A 17450-nucleotide genomic window follows, 5' to 3' on the forward strand; every position below is an offset into this window, starting at 1 on the left:
CAATGAAATCACCCACGTAATAACCTCTTTTTATTATTTTTAAACAATGAATTACTCCTTTAAAAACGATTATGCCGAAGGCGCGCATCCAAAGATTCTGGAAGCTCTGTCACGCACCAACCTGCGCCAGCAAGCAGGTTATGGCCTTGATGATTATAGCGACGAAGCAAAAAAATTGATTCAAAAACGGCTCCGCCATCATTCAGAAATACATTTTGTGTCGGGTGGCACGCAAGCGAATCTTACCGTTATCGCTGCTTTATTAAGACCTCATGAAAGCATCATTTCCGCGGAAACCGGGCATATTTTCACCAATGAAGCCGGCGCGATTGAGGCGACAGGTCATAAAATACACGCAGTGGCCACTGCTGATGGGAAATTACGCCCTGATGACTTACAGAAGGTATTAGACGCGCATCAAAACATCCCACATCAGGTAAAACAGAAACTCGTTTACATCTCTAACTCTACTGAAATCGGCACTATTTATTCCGCCGGAGAATTACAGGACCTTTACCGATACTGCCAAGCAAAAAAAATGTATCTCTTCCTGGATGGTGCACGTTTGGGACATGCTTTGACCGCCGAAAACAATGATCTAACCTTAGAAATCATTGCCAAAAATACGGATGTCTTCTACCTCGGCGGCACCAAAAACGGTGCGCTTATTGGGGAAGCCATTGTCATCAATAACGAAGCACTGCGAGAAGATTTCGGTTATCATCTTAAACTGCGCGGCGCACTGCTTGCCAAAGGCCGGTTACTCGGCATACAGTTTCTGGAGCTTTTCCGTGATGATCTTTATTTTGAACTGGCAAAACACGCCAACGCACAGGCGATGAGGATTAAAGAAGCCTTCAGCCAGGCTGGCTGCCACTTTCTTGCTGAAACCTACACCAACCAGATCTTCCCGATTCTTACACAAGATCAAATTGAACATTTATCTTTGAATTATGAATTTTATATCTGGAAAAAGCTTGATGACCAACATTCCGCCATCAGAATCATCACTTCGTGGTACACACCGGAGGATATTGTAAACCAGTTCATAAACGAAATAAAACAACTGAAATGAAAAAACTTGCCCTTATCTGCAGTGCTGTAATCTCCTTGTCGGTATCAGCACAGCAATCAACGAAAGACCCGGAACTTGTCCGTTACGCCGCATCAGTCAATCAAGACACCCTGAAAGCGCATATCGAAAAACTCGTAAGTTTCGGTACCAGGCATACAATGAGCAGCACCACTGACCCGAAACGTGGTATTGGTGCCGCACGTAACTGGGTATTGAATAAGTTTAAACATTACGCGAAAAATACGGGCGGCGGCATGGAAGTCTTCCTGCACACTACAGACTTGGCCCCGGACGGCAAACGCATCAGCAAAGCCACGAACTTGGGCAATCCCACCGCAATTTTGCGCGGCACCAATCCCGAGGACAAAAGGATATTCATCATCTCCGGCCACCTGGACTCTCGGGTTTCTGATGTGATGGATTTCTCCAGCGACGCACCGGGCGCTAATGATGATGGCAGCGGTGTTGCGGCAGTTATTGAAAGTGCCAGAATATTAAGCAAATCAAAATTTCCGGCCACCATTGTCTTCGTTGCCGTAAGTGGCGAAGAACAGGGACTGCTCGGCGCCAGGCTATTAGCCGACAAAGCAAAAGCAGAGAACTGGCAGGTAGAGGCCGTTCTTAATAATGATATGATTGGCAGCAACCGCTTTGATGCGCCTGAACATGAAATAAAATCAAAACTCAGGATCTTCAGTGAAGGTTTGCCCGCATTCGAAACAGAAAAAACGGCTGCTGCGCTGCGGAATCTCGGTTTAGAGAATGACGGAAGGGCACGGCAACTTGCCCGATACATCAAAGAAACCGGTGAGATTTACATACCTGAAACTGATATTAAACTGATTTACAGGAATGACCGCTTTTTGCGTGGCGGAGACCATACCCCCTTCGTGAACCATGGCTTCACGGCGGTGCGGCTTACTGATTATTACGAGAACTTCGATCATCAGCATCAGGATCTACGGACAGAAAACGGCATAAAGTACGGCGACCTCATCGAATTTATGGATTTTGAATATCTTAAGAACAATACCGCACTGAATATTACCGTACTGGCCAATCTTGCAAAAGCCCCGCAGCAGCCTCAAAAAGTATTGATGGACGTTAAAGACCTTAGTAACAAAACAAAACTGAGTTGGGAAAAACCACTCACCGGCTCTGTAAAAGGATATTATATTCTGATCCGTGAGACTGACAGCCCTGTTTGGACCGAAAGAATCTTCACTACCGAAACCAGCGCTGAAATAGCATATTCGAAAGATAATTATCTGTTTGCCGTACAAAGCGTTTCGCCTACCGGAAACCCCAGTTTGCCTGTGGTCCCGAGAATCTCGAGATAAAAAAAAGTCCGTTTCTGCTTGAAGAAACGGACTTTTGATTTTTTTTAAAAGTAATTTTATAGATCCTCAAATTTATCCACAATCTTCTGGGACACACCCGTCTTGCTGAAGCCACCATCGTGGAAGAGGTTCTGCATGGTGACTTTTTTGGTAAGATCCGAGAAAAGGCTCACGCAATAGTTAGCACAATCCAACGCGTCAGCATTACCCAGTGGCGACATGCTGTCCGCAAAATTGAAGAAGCCGCTGATGCCCTTCACGCCGGCGCCGGCCTTGGTCATCACTGGTGACTGCGAAATGGTGTTTACGCGCACTTTTCTGTCGCCCCAATAATACCCAAAACTTCTGGCGATACTTTCGAGGTAAGATTTGTTATCAGCCATATCACCGTAGTTAGGGAACGTTCTTTGTGCTGCGATATATGTAAGTGCGAGGATAGAGCCCCACTCGTTCATAATATCTTTGTCCCAAGCCGCTTTCATCACTTTATGGAAAGAAACTGCCGAGACGTCCCAACCTTTTTCTAAAAAATCATAATTAAGGTCTGTATAAGCTTTTCCTTTTCTGATATTTACGGACATCCCGATGGAGTGCAGGATAAAATCGATCTTGCCGTATTTTTCCTGTGCATGGGCAAAAAGTTTCTCAAGGTCTTCCACGGAAGTTGCGTCTGCAGGCACCACATCGGACCCTGTTTTTTTGGCAAGTTCATCAATTTCCCCCATTCTCATCGCGATGGGTGCATTGGAGAGGATGAATTCTGCTCCTTCTTCGTGGCATCTTTCGGCTACCTTCCAAGCGATTGACTGGTCGTTGAGTGCGCCAAAGATGATTCCTTTTTTACCTTTTAATAATCCGTATGACATAATCTTAAGTATTTTGCAGACAAATTTATAATATTTATTGTTTAAAGCATAAAAAAAGGGAACCAAATTGGCTCCCTTGTGGAATGATATAATTAGGATCAGTTGGTACGTTTGTTCCATTCGGCTTTTACATCTTCGCCGGCATCTTTTACGTCGTCGGCCGTGTTATCTGCCCAATGTTTGGTTTTTTCCCAGGCTTCTGCTAGGGCATCCTTGGTATCTTCCCAGGCATCTTTTACATTTTCTTTGGCCCGCTCCATCCATCCTTCGCTGGTTGCCTCACGGTCGTTGGCTTTTTGCTCGCGGATGTAATCTTTGGCTCTGTCTGCATAATCGTTAACGGTCCATTTGGTTTGGTCTACTGCTCTTTCGGCATTGTCATAATGTTGTGATTCCATAATACTTTTTTAAATTAATATTTTGTGATTCGTGAAAAATGAAATTTGATGGGTTGGTTTATTCAAGTTCTGTTCCCAACTCGTGCTACAAATGTTAAATATTTCCTAATTAAATATTAATATGATTACAGAATCTTTATTTCTGAAACATTCAGGCGTACCACAAAAAAATTGCCGGAAAGAAATTCCGGCAATGATATTTTTTATTTAATGATCCTTTCGAGCACCCAATCGATCATATTCTTTTCAGATGCTTTATGATCCGCTGAAAACTCGCCCCGGCGGCGGTTGGCTATCACCGCATTTACTGTAAGTGCCTTATGACCGAGGAGTTTCGCAAGGCCGTAAATGGCGGAAGTTTCCATTTCGAAATTGGTGATGCCCAGGTCATTCAATGTTTCCAAGAAACGGTCATCAAGGGCTTTTAGACGGAGTTGGCGGCCCTGTGGCGCATAAAACCCAGGGAAGGTCGCGGTATTCCCATGATATTTGGCATCTTTATAATAGTCGGAAATATCCTCTGCCCAATCCGAGAAATACAGCATCGGCTTGATTTTCTGATAAGGGAATTTTTCTAGAAACTGTCGGGAAAAATCATTCTCGAACTGGTAATCGGAGTAGAAATGCATCAACCCATCAAGCCCAACCACGTTTTGTGTCACCAACATCTGGTCCACCTCCACTTCAGGATTCACACTTCCACAAGTTCCCAAACGGAATAACTGTAGCGCTTTATGTTCGGTCTTAAACTCTTTGTTCTGAAGATCGATATTCACTAAAGCATCGAGCTCATTCATCACAATATCAATATTTTCAGTACCAATGCCGGTTGACATCACGGTAATACGCTCTCCGCGCAGCGTACCGGTGTGGGTATAGAACTCTCTTTTGTTTTTCTTGATTTCTACCGTATCGAAGTTCTGTGAAACTTTGGCCACACGGTCGGGGTCGCCCACCAAGATAATTTTTTCTGCGATATCTTCAGGTAAGAGATTCAGGTGGTACACACTGCCATCGGGGTTTAACACCAGCTCCGAGGCTGCTAACTTATTAAGCATAATCCGTATATTTTTAAAATTAAAAAAAATTCCTCTTTTGAAAAAAGGAATTTAAAGGTACGTAGTTTTTTCGTTCCGGTGAAATGATTTTCCTGATTTTTATCCTCCCACGCGCTTGGTTTTATAGCCCATTTCCTGCAGGATTTTCATTATTTTATCGCGGTTGTCGCCTTGTATGACAATAACACCGTCCTTTTCAGAGCCCCCGATACCAAGGGTGGTTTTTATCTTCTTTGACAGGCTTTTCAGTTTGTCATCATCACCTTCGAAGCCTTCGATTAAAGTTACAGGTTTACCGTTGCGCCCTTTTTTCTCAAACTTGCAGACAAGCGGTTCTTTCTGTACAAACGTTTCTTCAGGCATCTCAAATTCCTGCTCCTGATGGTCGGGGAAAAGATTTTTCAGTTGATCTCGTAAATCCATGAAACAAAAGTAATAAATCCGCCACTAATATTTTAACACACATTTAAAATGAGTTAATTGGTTCGTTTTTTTCCGAACTAAAGGTTATCTTTGCTCGCTTATTAAAAAATATGCCTGCAAGTTTAGTTATAGATCAAGAAATTTTTCAGGATCTGGTGAAGTTTTATGGTGAAACTTTCCAGTTGCCGCCATTAGGCGCCAAGATTTATGCATATGTAATCTTCGATTTCGAAAAGAAAGGGATTTGTTTCGAAGAATTCGTGCAGGTGTTTGCCGCGAGTAAAAGTTCGGTCTCAGCCAACCTGAATCTTTTATTGAACGCCAAGCTCATCAAAGATTTTAATACCCTTAATGAACGTAAACGTTTTTTTGTAATCAATGATGACTTCGTTACACTCCGCTTCCTTAATATCATTAATAAAATGAAGCAGGAAATTGTAATTTTGGATAAACTGCAGGCATTTTGGCCTATTAAAGACGAAAAAAAGCAACAACGACTTGAAAGTTATAAAATGTTGCTTAACAAAAATATTACAAACATTGAAGAAACCCTACATAAGATTTAAGATGAGAAATACGCTATTCACACTTTCACTGGCCTTACTATCGGTAACAGCCTGTAAAAAGAAAGAAGAAACAAAGCAAGAAGGCCCTAAAGAAGTACCGGTGGTCGAAGTGCAGGTGCGCAATGTAACGGGATACCAAAGCTTCCCGACCTCTATTCAGGGGCGTGTGAACAATGACGTCCGTGCAAAGATCCAAGGATATATCACCCAGGTTTTGGTGGATGAAGGGCAATATGTTACCAAAGGACAGCCGCTTTTCCGTCTTGAGACCAATACACTGAATGAATCTGCAGATGCGGCACGCGCCGGCATTGGAGCCGCCCAATCTGGCGTTGCGGCAGCACGCGCTAATGTAAATGCTGCACAGGCCGCGGTAAACGCCGCACAGGTAGAGGTAAATAAACTCGTGCCACTGGTTCAGAAAAACATCATCAGTAATGTGCAGCTGGAGACTGCCAAAGCCAACCTTGCCCGTGCGCAGGCACAGCTTTCGCAAGCACAGGCCGCACAGCAGCAAGCCAACGCCGGGGTTTCCCAGGCTTCTGCCAATTATAAGGGCGTACAGGCCAATATTGATTATTCTGTCATCCGTGCCCCCATTTCCGGGGTGGTAGGTAAACTTCCACTTAGGGTCGGCAGCCTTGTAGGACCTTCCGATCCGCTGCCTTTAACTACAGTTTCCGATACCAGTGAAATCTACGCTTATTTCTCCATGAACGAGCGCGAATATCTTGACTTTCTGGCAAATTCTTACGGAGCTACACTTCCTGAAAAAATTAAAAATCTTCCGATGGTAGATCTTATTCTGGCTAACGGAAGTCCTTACAGTGAAAAAGGGAGAATACAGGCGGTAACCGGGCAGATCGATCCGCAGACGGGTACCATACAGTTCCGTGTATCCTTCAATAATGCCTCTAAACTCCTCAGTAACGGAAACAGCGGTACGATTCGGGTGCCTAAACTGTATAACCAGGCATTGGTGGTTCCTGAAAGCGCCACTTTTGAACAGCAGGGATTGGTGTACGTATTCCGGGTAGAGCAGGATACCGCACGAAATATACTTATTGGCGTTACCGACCGTGTGAATAATCTTGTTGTCGTAAAAGAAGGCCTTAAAAAAGGCGAAAAAATTGTGGCCCAAGGAGTAGGAACTTTGAAACCCCGAACTGCCGTAAAACAGAAACCGGCGAACTTTGATGAAATCGTAAACGCCATAAAACCCATCTTCTAATGGTAAAACAATTCATAAACCGGCCTGTCGCAGCCAGTGTCGTATCTATTCTTATTGTCATCTTAGGAGTCTTGGGTCTTCAGGCGCTGCCCATTACCCAATATCCTGATATCGCACCGCCCACCGTAAGCATCTCGGCAAACTATACCGGTACAAGCGCCGAAACGGTAATGAACAGCGTCATCATCCCGATAGAAGAGCAGGTAAATGGTGTGGAAGGGATGGATTATATTTCGTCCTCAGCCAGTAATAACGGTTCGGCAAACATCCAGATTTTCTTTAAACAAGGCGTAGATCCTGATATTTCCGCGGTAGAAGTACAGAATAAGGTGCAGCGCGCTTTGCCGCTTCTTCCTGGGGATGTAACCCGCTCCGGTGTAACGGTACAGAAACAGCGTACCAGCGCCCTGATGTTCCTGTCTTTTTATACAGATAATAAAGACCTGAGCGAAGTATGGCTGCAAAACTATTTGAACATCAACGTCATCCCTGAACTGAAAAGGGTAAACGGCGTAGGTGACGCGCAAGCTTTCGGTGGTAAGAACTTTTCCATGCGGGTATGGATTGATCCTGCTAAAATGGCCGCTTACAGCCTGGAACCTTCTGAAGTCATTGCTGCCATCAACGAGCAGTCGCGCGAAGCCGCTGCGGGCCAACTCGGGCAGAACAGCGGTAACGCCTTTGAGTATGTTATTACCTACAAAGGCAAATTCAATGAAGCCGAAGATTATGGCGACATCATCTTGAAATCCCTAGGAAATGGACAATTCCTGAAACTGAAGGATGTGGCTGAAATCAATCTTGACGCGCAGTCTTACAGCACCATCGGTGAAAATAACGGACGCCGGTCAGTGAGTATGGGGATCTTCCAAACCCCAGGTTCCAATGCGCAGCAAATCATTAAAGATATTAAAATCTTCCTCGAAAACAACCAGAAAACCATGCCTGAGGGTGTAGGGTATACCATTAATTTCGATACCAATGACTTTCTTGAAGCGTCTATCGGGAAGGTTGTTACTACCCTTCTTGAAGCTTTCGTGCTGGTATTTTTGGTAGTGTATATTTTCTTACAGGACTTCCGCTCTACACTCATCCCCGCCATTGCGGTACCGGTTTCCATTATCGGGAGCTTCTTCTTCCTAAACCTGTTCGGTTATTCACTTAATCTATTGACGCTGTTTGCTTTAGTATTAGCGATTGGGATTGTGGTCGATGACGCTATTGTGGTGGTAGAGGCAGTACACGCCAAAATGGAGAGCGGCGTTAATGATGCCAAGAAAGCCACGGTAAGCGCCATGAACGAAATTACCGGTGCTATTATTTCTATTACGCTGGTAATGGCGGCGGTTTTCATTCCGGTGACTTTCATTACCGGGCCAACTGGGGTATTTTATCAGCAGTTTGGGATAACACTTATTGTGGCCATCCTAATTTCGGCTGTTAACGCACTTACCCTCAGCCCTATGCTTTGTGCACTTTTCCTGAAACCCAATGCCGCGCATCATAAAGAATATGCACAAATGAATTGGGGACAGAAATTCTTTTATAAATTCAATACTGCTTTTAATACGGCTACAGACCGGTACGGGCGTTCGTTCGTGTTCCTTTTAAGACACAAATGGGTTACTTTGATAATCTTTGCCGTTGGCGGACTGTTTTTCTGGTGGTCAAACGCCAATATGCCTTCCGGATTTGTACCCAAAGAAGACCGTGGGATCATCTTTACGGATGTCGCGTTGCCACCAGGCGCTTCCATGGAACGCACCTATAATGTACTGAAGGACTTGCAGAACGACGCAAGAAAAATCCCCGGGGTAGCGAATGTGACCTTTACCGCCAGCCGTGGCTTTATGTCTGGTAGCGGCTCTAACGCTGGACAGGCCTTCATCAGGCTAAAACCTTTTGATGAAAGATCTTCTGATGCTGAACAGTCGGTAGAGGCGATTACCAAGAAACTTTTTGGGCTTGCGGGTAAATATCCGGATGCTAAAATTGTATTCTTTTCCCCGCCAAGTATCCCAGGATTTGGTACCAGTGATGGTTTCTCTGCGGTATTGCTCGATAAATCGGGCGGAAGCCTGAAGCAATTGGATGAAGTTGCAAAACAATATCTTGGCGCACTGATGGAAAGACCGGAAATTCAGTTTGCGCAGACTTCGTTCAACACCAATTACCCTCAGTTCGAGATGGTGATTGATGTACCACGCGCCAAAGAAACCGGTGTTTCAGTCTCGGATATCCTAAGCACCATGCAAGGATATATTGGTGGGGTGTATGCGGCAGATTTCACCAAATATGGTAAGCAGTTCCGGGTAATGGTACAGGCCTTTCCCGACTCGCGCAACGATCCTTCAGACCTCAGCAGTATTTTTGTGAAAACAGCTTCCGGGCAAATGGCTCCCATCTCTCAGTTTGTAACCATGGAGAAGACCTTCGGCCCGAAATCGGTAGAACGTTATAACTTGTTTACTTCCATCTCAATATCAGGCTCCAATAATCCTGGCTTTTCAACAGGTGATGCCATTAAAGCAGTGCAGGAAGTGGCTGCCGATAAGTTACCAGCAGATTATGTGGTGGAATTTACCGGTCTTTCAAAAGAAGAATTGAGTTCAGGTTCGCAAACAGCGGTGATATTTATGCTCAGTCTGGTATTCGTGTACTTCATCCTTGCCGCACAGTATGAAAGTTTCTTGCTACCCTTGGCGGTCATCTTTTCACTTCCGTTAGGCGTTGCCGGCGCATATTTCGGGCAGAAAATCGCTGGTCTTGAAAACAACATCTATTTCCAGATCGCACTTATCATGCTTGTAGGACTACTCGCTAAAAACGCGATTCTTATCGTAGAATTTGCCGTACAGCGCCGACATCATGGCGAAACGCTGGCCATGGCTGCCATAAACGCTGCAAAAGCACGTCTGCGACCTATCCTGATGACTTCTTTTGCATTTATTTTCGGCATGTTACCATTGGTCTTTGCCTCAGGTATCGGTTCTGTAGGAAACAGGTCTATCGGCACGGGCGCCGCGGCTGGGCTTTTAATCGGTACGTTTTTCGGTTTGCTGGCCATACCTGTGCTGTTTGTGATCTTCCAATGGCTGCAGGAAAAAGTAAAGCCTATCAAAGCAGAAGACATTCATCTTGCAGAATAATTTTAATTGTGAAAGACATAACAATGAAAGTTAACATTAAATATATTATCGCAATCATTGCGCTCCCGCTGATACTCGCTTCTTGCGCTGCGGGGGAGAAATACACCAGGAACCCAGAAGTCTTGAACGAAAACCTGTTCCGTACAGATATGCTGCCGACAGATTCTGCCAGTATCGCGACCGTTTCCTGGAGAGCTCTTTTTACAGATCCCATTTTACAGAAGCACATACAAAAAGGTTTGGATAACAACCTGGATATCCGCATCGCATTACAGAACATCAGTGCTGCCGAAGCTTACCTGAAACAAAGTAAAGCTGCCTACCAGCCCACGGTAAGTATCGGCCCGTCGTACAACTTCCAAACACAGTCATTGAACACCCAGTTAGGCCAATTGGTGGGCGAACGCCGCTACAACCATATTTATGATTTCGGTGCCGATATCGTTTGGGACATCGACATCTGGGGAAAAATGAAAGCGGAGGAACGCGCACGTGCAGCCGAATATTTCGGGGCGGTCTCTACACATCAGGCAGTAAAAAGCGACTTGGTTGCCGCCATTGCCTCAGCATATTATCAATTACTGACATTTGATGAACAGAAGAGAATTATTACAGAAACCATCTCTCTGCGCCAAAAAAACCTGGAAACCACACGCGCCCTGAAAGACGCGGGGACCTTCACCGAAGTGGCAGTCCAGCAGAGTGAAGCCCTGGTCTTCAACGCCCAATCAATGCTAATCGACACCGAGACGCAGATACAGTTGCTGGAAAATGCCATGAGCTATCTCTTGGCCATCCCTTCCCAAAGGATCGAACGCAGCACACTTGCGCAACAGAAAATGCCTGAAAACTACAAACTGGGGTTTTCAGCGAGCCTGCTTTCTAACAGACCAGATGTAATGGCTTCGGAATACAACCTGATCTCTGCTTTTGAACTTACCAAGGCAGCTAAGGCACAGTTCTATCCTTCGCTCCGCATCAGTGGCAGTGGCGGCATCCAAAGTTTGGATATTGATAAATTATTCAATGCCAACTCTTTATTTGCGAGTGTTGTAGGTGGTCTCACACAACCGGTACTGAACCGCAGACAAATCCGCACGAATTATGAAGTAAATATTGCCAACCGCGAAAGGGCTTATCTGAATTTCCGCAAAACGCTTTTGACAGCGGGCCGGGAAGTGTCTGACGCATTACGGGTTTACGAAGTGCAGGACAGTTTCATCGATCTTAAACGTAAAGAACTTGAAGCATACCGACGTTCGGTAAACTATTCCGAAGAACTTGTGAATTTCGGGATGGCCAACTATCTGGAAGTAATTAATGCCAGTGTAAATGCCCTGAATGCAGAACTGAACATTTCTAACGCTGAATATAATAAAATGCGTGCAGGAATAGAACTCTATCAAGCCCTTGGTGGCGGATGGAGATAGAACCAAACAATAAAAAGCCGAAGCATGAACTTCGGCTTTTATTTTTTAGAATCATTTAAGCAAGACACGGAAGGTGTCGCCCTGCCGGATGTCTCCGCTGTTATAGCCTTTCAGGAACCATTCTTTACGTTGGGCGGAGCTACCGTGGGTGAAACTTTCCTGGTTTACATATCCCTGCGAGCGCTTCTGTATATTATCATCCCCCACTGCTTCTGCTGCAGAGATGGCAGACTCTATATCCCCTGGTTCAAGGAATTTTTCCCGTCGTTGCGTGTGATGTGACCAAAGGCCGGCATAAAAATCAGCCTGAAGCTCTGTCGCCACCGAAACACGGTTGATATCCGCTTCAGAATATTGTCCACTGGTACGGATGCGGTTGGTTTCCTGAAGAGTTCCCAGCAAGTTCTGTACATGATGCCCCATTTCGTGAGCCATCACGTAAGCTATGGAAAACTCGGTTACCTGTGCGCCGAAGCGCTGTTGCAGTTCCTGGAAAAAACTCATATCCATATAAACCGTTTGGTCTGCCGGGCAATAAAAAGGTCCCATGGCTGCTTGTGCGGTACCACATCCCGACTGTGTCACATTCTCAAACATCACCACGCGCGCCGGTTGGTATTGTAGGCCGTTTTCTCTGAAAATTTCATCCCACGTCTGCTCGTTTTCGGCAGTAATCATCTGTACGAACTCCCGGACTCTCAGTTCGTCGGCTGTAAGATCGCGCTGGGAGGTCTGTGCTCCTTGGGTGATGCCTGAAGACAGGATCGCCGAAGGGTCACCGCCTAAAAAAAATACAATCGCGGCAATGATCAACGAGCCAAGGCCACCACCGACCAGCATCCCGCCACCGCCTGAACCTCTTCTGTCATCCACATTACCGCTTCTGTCGTTTGTCCATTTCATAGTTTTTAATTTTTAAATAGATAGAGTCTTATAGTAAATAATTATTTCCCGAAGTAATTTGCTATTTTTGAAATCAATTTGAATCCCATGATACAAAAAATAAGCCGCCTTAGCGCAGTTGCCCTACTGCTGTTATTAAATCTTTCCTGCACGCAGGAAACTACCAAGGAAGACACTGTCACTGCTGTATCTAAAAACGGTGCTGTAGAGACCACTGTGTCTGTAGAACATGCAGATTCCGCCGATGTGCTTATCACGAGGCACAAAGTTTGGGTGAAAAATAATCTTGTGAAAGAAGTTACTACACGGGATACGATTCCGGCGTTGGGAGACACTATTTTACCGGTCACCAGCAATGGTAATGAAATACAGCAAAAAGCCAGAAAAGATTACGAGTTCTACATCACCGTACAATAAAAAATCATGAAAAAAAGTAAACAAATCACCCTGCTCTTTCTTACCGGCATCTTGGCCAGCTGTACTACAGAACCGGAAGAAAAATCTTGGGGAACCGAAAAAAAAGTGTACATGAGGTCAGATTCTACCGCACAGTACAGCCGTTCCAATGGTTTCCTTACGGGGCTGCTGCTGTATCATGCTTTCCGCCCATACGGTTATTATGGCGCAAACGGTTTCCAGCGGGGTTATTACAGTGATGCTATTTCTACGAAATCCAATACCGGGACCAACCCTTACAAAGGAGCTGTGGTGCGTGGCGGCATGGGCAAATCGGGCTTTCAGGCATCTTCATAATTAAGCATGAACAGAATTTCTACCATTCCGCGTAAAAACTGGCAGCACAAACTTGAGGCTTTAGGTTTCGGGTATCACTCTTTGGAGGAAGCCTACTGGGACGAAACGGCTTATTACACGTTTAACCCTACAGAAATACAGGAACTCGAAAAAGCTACAGCACAACTCTGGCAAATGTATCTGGAAGCCGTGGAACATGTTATATCAAAGAATCTTTTCTTCAAATTCCATATCCCGGAATGGTTCAGAGCCGCCATCATCGATAGTTGGGAACAGGATTTTCCTTCGGTGTACGGACGTTTCGATTTGGGTTTCGATGGTGAAAACATCAAACTGCTCGAATTCAACGCAGATACGCCTACATCATTGCTGGAGGCTTCTGTAGCTCAGTGGTACTGGCTTCAGGATAAATTTCCGGCGCACGATCAGTTCAATTCTATTCATGAAAAATTGATTGATTATTGGGCGTATTTAAAACCTTATCTTCAAAGTGATGCTGTACATTTCGCCTCGCTCACGAATATGGAGGACGTTACCAATGTAGAATATATGAGAGATTGCGCCTCGCAAGCCGGTTTAGAAACAGCCTACATCGCTGTTCAGGACATTGGCTGGGCAGAGGATATTAAAGAATTCATTGGCGCCGACAGGGAAATCATGAAAGTCATCTTCAAGCTCTACCCTTACGAATGGATTATTGAAGAGGATTTCGGGAGAAAACTTGCTGGGAACATCAATAAAACCCAATGGATTGAACCTGCATGGAAGATCTTAGCGTCTTCTAAAGCGATGCTGCCTATTCTTTGGGAACTGTACCCAAATCACCCTTACTTGCTGGAGTCTTATACGGAAGCCAGAAATTTGTTGAACTACGCCAAAAAACCGCTTTACTCGAGGGAGGGCGCTAATGTTACGCTGTATAAAAACCATTTACCCGTTGAGCAAAACTCAGGAATATATGGTAAGGAAGGATTTATTTATCAGCAACTGTTTAACTTGCCAAATTTTTCAGGTAATTATCCTGTGATCGGCAGTTGGGTTATCGGGCAGGAAGCAGCCGGCATAGGCGTTCGAGAGAGTACAAACCTAATCACCAATAATCAAAGCAGATTCGTACCACACCTTATCACCGAGCATTAATGGCCGAAGCCAATGTTCCCTTTCTTTGCGGAGCGCTTTCTTATAAAATCAATCATCTGTAGTGCGGTAGCTGCTGCCTCCACGCCTTTATTACCATGTTTACCCCCACTGCGGGCTATGGACTGTTCTTCGGTATCATCCGTCAGCACGCAGAATATCGTAGGCGTATCTGTAAGGATATTACAGTCTTTGATGCCTTCCGCTACCGCGGAACATACATAATCGAAATGCGGGGTCTCGCCACGAATGACGCAGCCGATGGCGATTACCGCATCGAACTTCCGTTCCTTGCAAAGCTGCATGGAGGCATAACTGAGTTCAAAAGCGCCCGGTACATTAAATACGGTGATGTTATCTGTGGATACACCTTCGGCTTCTAGAGTGGCTAAGGCACCATCGCGGAGGTTGTGGGTTACAAAACTGTTCCATTCCGAAACAACGATGCCAATTCTGAAAGAACCGGCATCATCAATCTGTAATGGTTGGTAATCGGAAAGATTTACGGTAGCCATTTATTTTAATTTAGTAGTATTTCACCATTTCGATATAGGCATCAGACATCCCATTGTCGTAATCCTGATATTTTTCATCGATGGATGAGAAGTATTTTTTAGCGTCTTCTTTCTTCTTCAACGCCAGTGCTACAATGCCTGCTTTTCTTGTAAAGTAATAAGATGTATAAGGATCATCAGAGGCGGAAGTGGCCTTGTCTAACAAAGACAGCGCCTCGTCGTTCTTATTAAGATTAAGCTGTGCATCAGCCATCGCGCCATACTTCAATGCCATGAGCACTTTATTTTTAGACGAAAATTTATCTAAAAGATCATACGCCTCCTGATATTTACCGGCTTTGAATTTCAGAAGGCCTGCATTATACGCAGATAATTTACCGGCTTTGGTATCAGAGAAATCTTTGTAAGTCCCAAGGTAACCAGGATTTGCGGCAGTCTTACCACCTAAAGCCAGGTCTTCCTTCCCTTCGGAGAGGTTTTTCTGTGCAGACAGGTAGCTCAGCGTAGCTTCCTCATTTCGTGGACCTACATAAAACTGTTCATACGCAAAATATCCCAAAACCGCCGCAATCAGCGCTACAAAAACGGTGACTAATGTTTTTGCATGCCTCTCGATGAACCTTTCGGTATCCAGTGCGCCGCGGTCCAGATCTTTGAAAACTTCCACGGTTTCTTTACCCTCAAGTTCTTTATTGTTTGGATTGTTGATATTTTTTGCCATAATTGTTTAAAAAATTGAAGTGCAAATTTAACTGTTTTGGAATGATTTACAAAATAATGCTTGAAAAAACATTTCCGCTGTTAATCGGCTAAAATGTGCCCTGAAAATTCTGTAAAATAGATAGAATCCTGAATTAATAATTTAAAATACTATAAACCTCTGCATTGAAATGCTGGAGACGTTTTTCACCCTGAAGAGCTTCCAGACCAATCAAAAAACTAAACTGTGAAACGGTTGCGCCCTGTTTTTCCACCAATTTGGCAGCAGCTTCGGTGGTGCCGCCTGTCGCCAGCAGGTCATCATGGATCAGGATTCGCTGGCCGGGTTTTATCTGCCCTTTACGCATTTCAATTTCCGCGGAGCCGTATTCGAGTTCATACTTTTGTCCGATATATGGTGGTGGCAATTTGCCGGCTTTTCTGATGAGTACAAAAGGAACCTTCAGTGCCACAGCTATAGCGATACCGAAAAGGTAGCCACGGCTTTCGATGCCACAAACCGCATCAATCTTACCACGACTGAAATCAACAAGATCTGTTATAATGTCTTCATAAAGTTCTGGCTTCAAGAAAATCGGGGTGATATCCTTAAACTGAATCCCGGGTTTCGGGAAATCAGGGATGTTTTCTATGGTTTGCTCTAATTTAGCAATCAGATCAGTGTTCGTCTTCATTTAGTTGATTTTATAACTAGAGATTTTCCATTCACCGTTTACATTTTTCAGCCCGAAGGTTACCTGCAATGCTGTGGTGTTGCCATTCTTATCTGTAACGTCGTACGTCGCATTTACATTGGCAGCAGTGGCAGAGGTATTGGTGGTGGTTAAGTTTTTCACAGCGATATTTTTCACACCTCCAAATCCTGAATTGGGGTTGGAAAAGTTTTCATAAGAGCCCCAACTTGGGTTATCCGCGACTTCATAAGCCCCACGGAGGTTTTGTGAGCTAAGATTATTGAGGAAACGTGATACACTGGTTTTGGGATCTGTGGTTGGTGCTGCTGGCTGTATTTCAGTGCCGGGATTCTCTCCGGTAAGATCAGTGCTGGTATCCGTGCCTGAAACGGTTTGGTCCGCAGCGCCCCAGATGGCATCAGTAATGCATTTGGGTTAACGGCTACCCCAATTTTAGACATTTTAAAGGTCTTCTTAGTGGTTTTAACAGAAACGGTGATATCAATCTTATTATCCGAGATTTTCTCTGAAGGTAAAGACGCAAATTTCAAGTTAAATCCTTTGAAATTGTTGTCCTGCATCAGATTCTTTGAGGTAAGGATCTTATTGCCGCCGCTGTACACCTCCAGTGTAACCTCCAGCGCCGCACCGTTGAAGATGGCAGGTTTGCCTGTGGCATCCATCAACCTTGGAACAATCTGTAGTGATTTCGGTCCTAAAATACTGTCGTTTCCTACAGGTATCGTGGTTATCGAGAGCGATTTTGCAGACACATCATTCTGGTCCGATTCTTTGGCCTCTTCGGTACCGAAAATATTCATTTCCCCGAGCGATGGTGGGCCGGTGCTGGTCCATTCTATGCCGTGTCGTTGTGCCACCTGATCTGCCAGCGCAAAGATTTGCGGCACTCTCATCCCATCAATGAGTTTACCAAGCGCATTAAGTTCATTAACATCACCTTCTGCATCAACCCCAAATGTTTTGAGGATATACAAAGCCTCATTGAATTTTACCTGCTGCAAAGTCGTAAGGCTGGATGCCATATCGTTGATACTGGCTTGCAGGGCTTTCGTAGAACTCGCATCTACTTTATCTTTTTTACAACCTATTAAAATCAGGCAAAGTGAAAAAAGGAACAAAAATCTTTTCATAAAAGAAGGTTTCGTACAAATTTATAAAAAATCCCGACATGAAGCCGGGATATGAGTACAC

17 protein-coding genes and 1 pseudogene are annotated in these 17450 nt (G+C 44.7%); 9 read left to right on the forward strand and 9 right to left on the reverse strand.

Translation table 11 applies throughout. The annotated features are described in order from the left end of the window. The first annotated feature begins 46 nt into the window (after nucleotides 1–46). A complete protein-coding gene (locus CO230_RS11100; protein WP_122028655.1) occupies nucleotides 47–1075 on the forward strand; it encodes a threonine aldolase family protein in 1029 nt (342 codons plus the stop codon). Continuing rightward, nucleotides 1072–2415: a M20/M25/M40 family metallo-hydrolase gene (locus CO230_RS11105; protein ID WP_122028656.1), complete on the forward strand. Its 1344-nt coding sequence runs from the start codon at nucleotides 1072–1074 to the stop codon at nucleotides 2413–2415. The genes CO230_RS11100 and CO230_RS11105 overlap by 4 nt, the downstream gene beginning before the upstream one ends. A gap of 56 nt (nucleotides 2416–2471) precedes the next feature. Here the strand turns inward: CO230_RS11105 and CO230_RS11110 are convergent, their stop codons facing one another. The 4 genes from CO230_RS11110 to CO230_RS11125 all read right to left on the reverse strand — a co-directional run bounded on the left by CO230_RS11110 (nucleotide 2472) and on the right by CO230_RS11125 (nucleotide 5160). Beyond that, complete coding sequence (locus CO230_RS11110) at nucleotides 2472–3281, reverse strand: enoyl-ACP reductase (protein ID WP_122028657.1); 810 nt, start codon at nucleotides 3279–3281, stop codon at nucleotides 2472–2474. A gap of 98 nt (nucleotides 3282–3379) precedes the next feature. Beyond that, nucleotides 3380–3679, reverse strand: coding sequence for a hypothetical protein (locus tag CO230_RS11115; protein ID WP_122028658.1), 300 nt, complete (start codon nucleotides 3677–3679; stop codon nucleotides 3380–3382). Nucleotides 3680–3882: 203 nt separating this feature from the next. Further along, nucleotides 3883–4737 (reverse strand): nucleoside phosphorylase, encoded by an 855-nt coding sequence (locus tag CO230_RS11120; RefSeq protein ID WP_122028659.1) that lies wholly within the window; start codon nucleotides 4735–4737, stop codon nucleotides 3883–3885. 99 nt (nucleotides 4738–4836) lie between these two features. Continuing rightward, nucleotides 4837–5160 carry a translation initiation factor gene (locus tag CO230_RS11125; RefSeq protein WP_122028660.1) on the reverse strand — a complete coding sequence of 108 codons (324 nt, stop codon included), beginning with the start codon at nucleotides 5158–5160 and terminating at the stop codon, nucleotides 4837–4839. Nucleotides 5161–5270: 110 nt separating this feature from the next. On the opposite strand from CO230_RS11125, the gene CO230_RS11130 reads away from it, so the two are divergent. Genes CO230_RS11130 through CO230_RS11145 form a run of 4 tightly spaced genes read left to right on the forward strand, consistent with a single transcriptional unit; the run spans nucleotide 5271 to nucleotide 11536 of the window. Further along, complete coding sequence (locus CO230_RS11130; RefSeq protein WP_122028661.1) at nucleotides 5271–5726, forward strand: transcriptional regulator; 456 nt, start codon at nucleotides 5271–5273, stop codon at nucleotides 5724–5726. Between the two features lies 1 nt (nucleotide 5727). Next, complete coding sequence (locus CO230_RS11135; protein ID WP_122028662.1) at nucleotides 5728–6957, forward strand: efflux RND transporter periplasmic adaptor subunit; 1230 nt, start codon at nucleotides 5728–5730, stop codon at nucleotides 6955–6957. Beyond that, nucleotides 6957–10106 carry an efflux RND transporter permease subunit gene (locus CO230_RS11140; RefSeq protein WP_122028663.1) on the forward strand — a complete coding sequence of 1050 codons (3150 nt, stop codon included), beginning with the start codon at nucleotides 6957–6959 and terminating at the stop codon, nucleotides 10104–10106. Before CO230_RS11135 ends, CO230_RS11140 begins: the two co-directional genes overlap by 1 nt. 23 nt (nucleotides 10107–10129) lie before the next feature. Then, complete coding sequence (locus tag CO230_RS11145) at nucleotides 10130–11536, forward strand: efflux transporter outer membrane subunit (protein WP_122028664.1); 1407 nt, start codon at nucleotides 10130–10132, stop codon at nucleotides 11534–11536. Between the two features lie 51 nt (nucleotides 11537–11587). Here CO230_RS11145 and CO230_RS11150 read toward each other — a convergent pair whose 3' ends face one another. Continuing rightward, nucleotides 11588–12439 carry a neutral zinc metallopeptidase gene (locus CO230_RS11150; RefSeq protein ID WP_122028665.1) on the reverse strand — a complete coding sequence of 284 codons (852 nt, stop codon included), beginning with the start codon at nucleotides 12437–12439 and terminating at the stop codon, nucleotides 11588–11590. An 87-nt stretch (nucleotides 12440–12526) separates the two neighbouring features. On the opposite strand from CO230_RS11150, the gene CO230_RS11155 reads away from it, so the two are divergent. Genes CO230_RS11155 through CO230_RS11165 form a run of 3 tightly spaced genes read left to right on the forward strand, consistent with a single transcriptional unit; the run spans nucleotide 12527 to nucleotide 14332 of the window. Then, a complete protein-coding gene (locus CO230_RS11155) occupies nucleotides 12527–12856 on the forward strand; it encodes a hypothetical protein (protein ID WP_122028666.1) in 330 nt (109 codons plus the stop codon). A 6-nt stretch (nucleotides 12857–12862) separates the two neighbouring features. After that, nucleotides 12863–13192, forward strand: coding sequence for a hypothetical protein (locus CO230_RS11160; protein ID WP_122028667.1), 330 nt, complete (start codon nucleotides 12863–12865; stop codon nucleotides 13190–13192). A gap of 6 nt (nucleotides 13193–13198) precedes the next feature. After that, nucleotides 13199–14332, forward strand: a complete 1134-nt coding sequence (locus CO230_RS11165; RefSeq protein WP_122028668.1) for a glutathionylspermidine synthase family protein — start codon at nucleotides 13199–13201, stop codon at nucleotides 14330–14332. On the opposite strand, the gene ribH is transcribed toward CO230_RS11165, so the two are convergent. From ribH to CO230_RS11185, 4 genes and pseudogenes are all read right to left on the reverse strand, one after another. Further along, nucleotides 14329–14844 carry a 6,7-dimethyl-8-ribityllumazine synthase gene (ribH, locus tag CO230_RS11170; protein ID WP_122028669.1) on the reverse strand — a complete coding sequence of 172 codons (516 nt, stop codon included), beginning with the start codon at nucleotides 14842–14844 and terminating at the stop codon, nucleotides 14329–14331. The genes CO230_RS11165 and ribH overlap by 4 nt on opposite strands. 10 nt (nucleotides 14845–14854) lie before the next feature. Beyond that, on the reverse strand, nucleotides 14855–15565 hold the full coding sequence (locus CO230_RS11175) for a tetratricopeptide repeat protein (protein WP_122028670.1): 711 nt from the start codon (nucleotides 15563–15565) through the stop codon (nucleotides 14855–14857). Between the two features lie 133 nt (nucleotides 15566–15698). Further along, nucleotides 15699–16238: an adenine phosphoribosyltransferase gene (locus CO230_RS11180; RefSeq protein ID WP_122028671.1), complete on the reverse strand. Its 540-nt coding sequence runs from the start codon at nucleotides 16236–16238 to the stop codon at nucleotides 15699–15701. Then, nucleotides 16239–17389: pseudogene (locus tag CO230_RS11185) on the reverse strand (DUF6694 family lipoprotein). It abuts the gene before it with no gap. Nucleotides 17390–17450 lie beyond the last annotated feature (61 nt).

The organism is Chryseobacterium sp. 6424, assembly GCF_003692615.1.
In the GTDB taxonomy this organism is placed as follows: Bacteria; Bacteroidota; Bacteroidia; order Flavobacteriales; family Weeksellaceae; genus Kaistella.

Excerpts from the sequence above, each read along its gene's own strand:
- CO230_RS11100 (WP_122028655.1), top strand. The coding sequence starts at position 47 with ATGAATTACTCCTTTAAAAACGATTATGCCGAAGGCGCGCATCCAAAG.
- CO230_RS11105 (WP_122028656.1), top strand. The coding sequence starts at position 1,072 with ATGAAAAAACTTGCCCTTATCTGCAGTGCTGTAATCTCCTTGTCGGTA.
- CO230_RS11110 (WP_122028657.1), bottom strand. The coding sequence starts at position 3,281 with ATGTCATACGGATTATTAAAAGGTAAAAAAGGAATCATCTTTGGCGCA.
- CO230_RS11115 (WP_122028658.1), bottom strand. The coding sequence starts at position 3,679 with ATGGAATCACAACATTATGACAATGCCGAAAGAGCAGTAGACCAAACC.
- CO230_RS11120 (WP_122028659.1), bottom strand. The coding sequence starts at position 4,737 with ATGCTTAATAAGTTAGCAGCCTCGGAGCTGGTGTTAAACCCCGATGGC.
- CO230_RS11125 (WP_122028660.1), bottom strand. The coding sequence starts at position 5,160 with ATGGATTTACGAGATCAACTGAAAAATCTTTTCCCCGACCATCAGGAG.
- CO230_RS11130 (WP_122028661.1), top strand. The coding sequence starts at position 5,271 with ATGCCTGCAAGTTTAGTTATAGATCAAGAAATTTTTCAGGATCTGGTG.
- CO230_RS11135 (WP_122028662.1), top strand. The coding sequence starts at position 5,728 with ATGAGAAATACGCTATTCACACTTTCACTGGCCTTACTATCGGTAACA.
- CO230_RS11140 (WP_122028663.1), top strand. The coding sequence starts at position 6,957 with ATGGTAAAACAATTCATAAACCGGCCTGTCGCAGCCAGTGTCGTATCT.
- CO230_RS11145 (WP_122028664.1), top strand. The coding sequence starts at position 10,130 with ATGAAAGTTAACATTAAATATATTATCGCAATCATTGCGCTCCCGCTG.
- CO230_RS11150 (WP_122028665.1), bottom strand. The coding sequence starts at position 12,439 with ATGAAATGGACAAACGACAGAAGCGGTAATGTGGATGACAGAAGAGGT.
- CO230_RS11155 (WP_122028666.1), top strand. The coding sequence starts at position 12,527 with ATGATACAAAAAATAAGCCGCCTTAGCGCAGTTGCCCTACTGCTGTTA.
- CO230_RS11160 (WP_122028667.1), top strand. The coding sequence starts at position 12,863 with ATGAAAAAAAGTAAACAAATCACCCTGCTCTTTCTTACCGGCATCTTG.
- CO230_RS11165 (WP_122028668.1), top strand. The coding sequence starts at position 13,199 with ATGAACAGAATTTCTACCATTCCGCGTAAAAACTGGCAGCACAAACTT.
- ribH (WP_122028669.1), bottom strand. The coding sequence starts at position 14,844 with ATGGCTACCGTAAATCTTTCCGATTACCAACCATTACAGATTGATGAT.
- CO230_RS11175 (WP_122028670.1), bottom strand. The coding sequence starts at position 15,565 with ATGGCAAAAAATATCAACAATCCAAACAATAAAGAACTTGAGGGTAAA.
- CO230_RS11180 (WP_122028671.1), bottom strand. The coding sequence starts at position 16,238 with ATGAAGACGAACACTGATCTGATTGCTAAATTAGAGCAAACCATAGAA.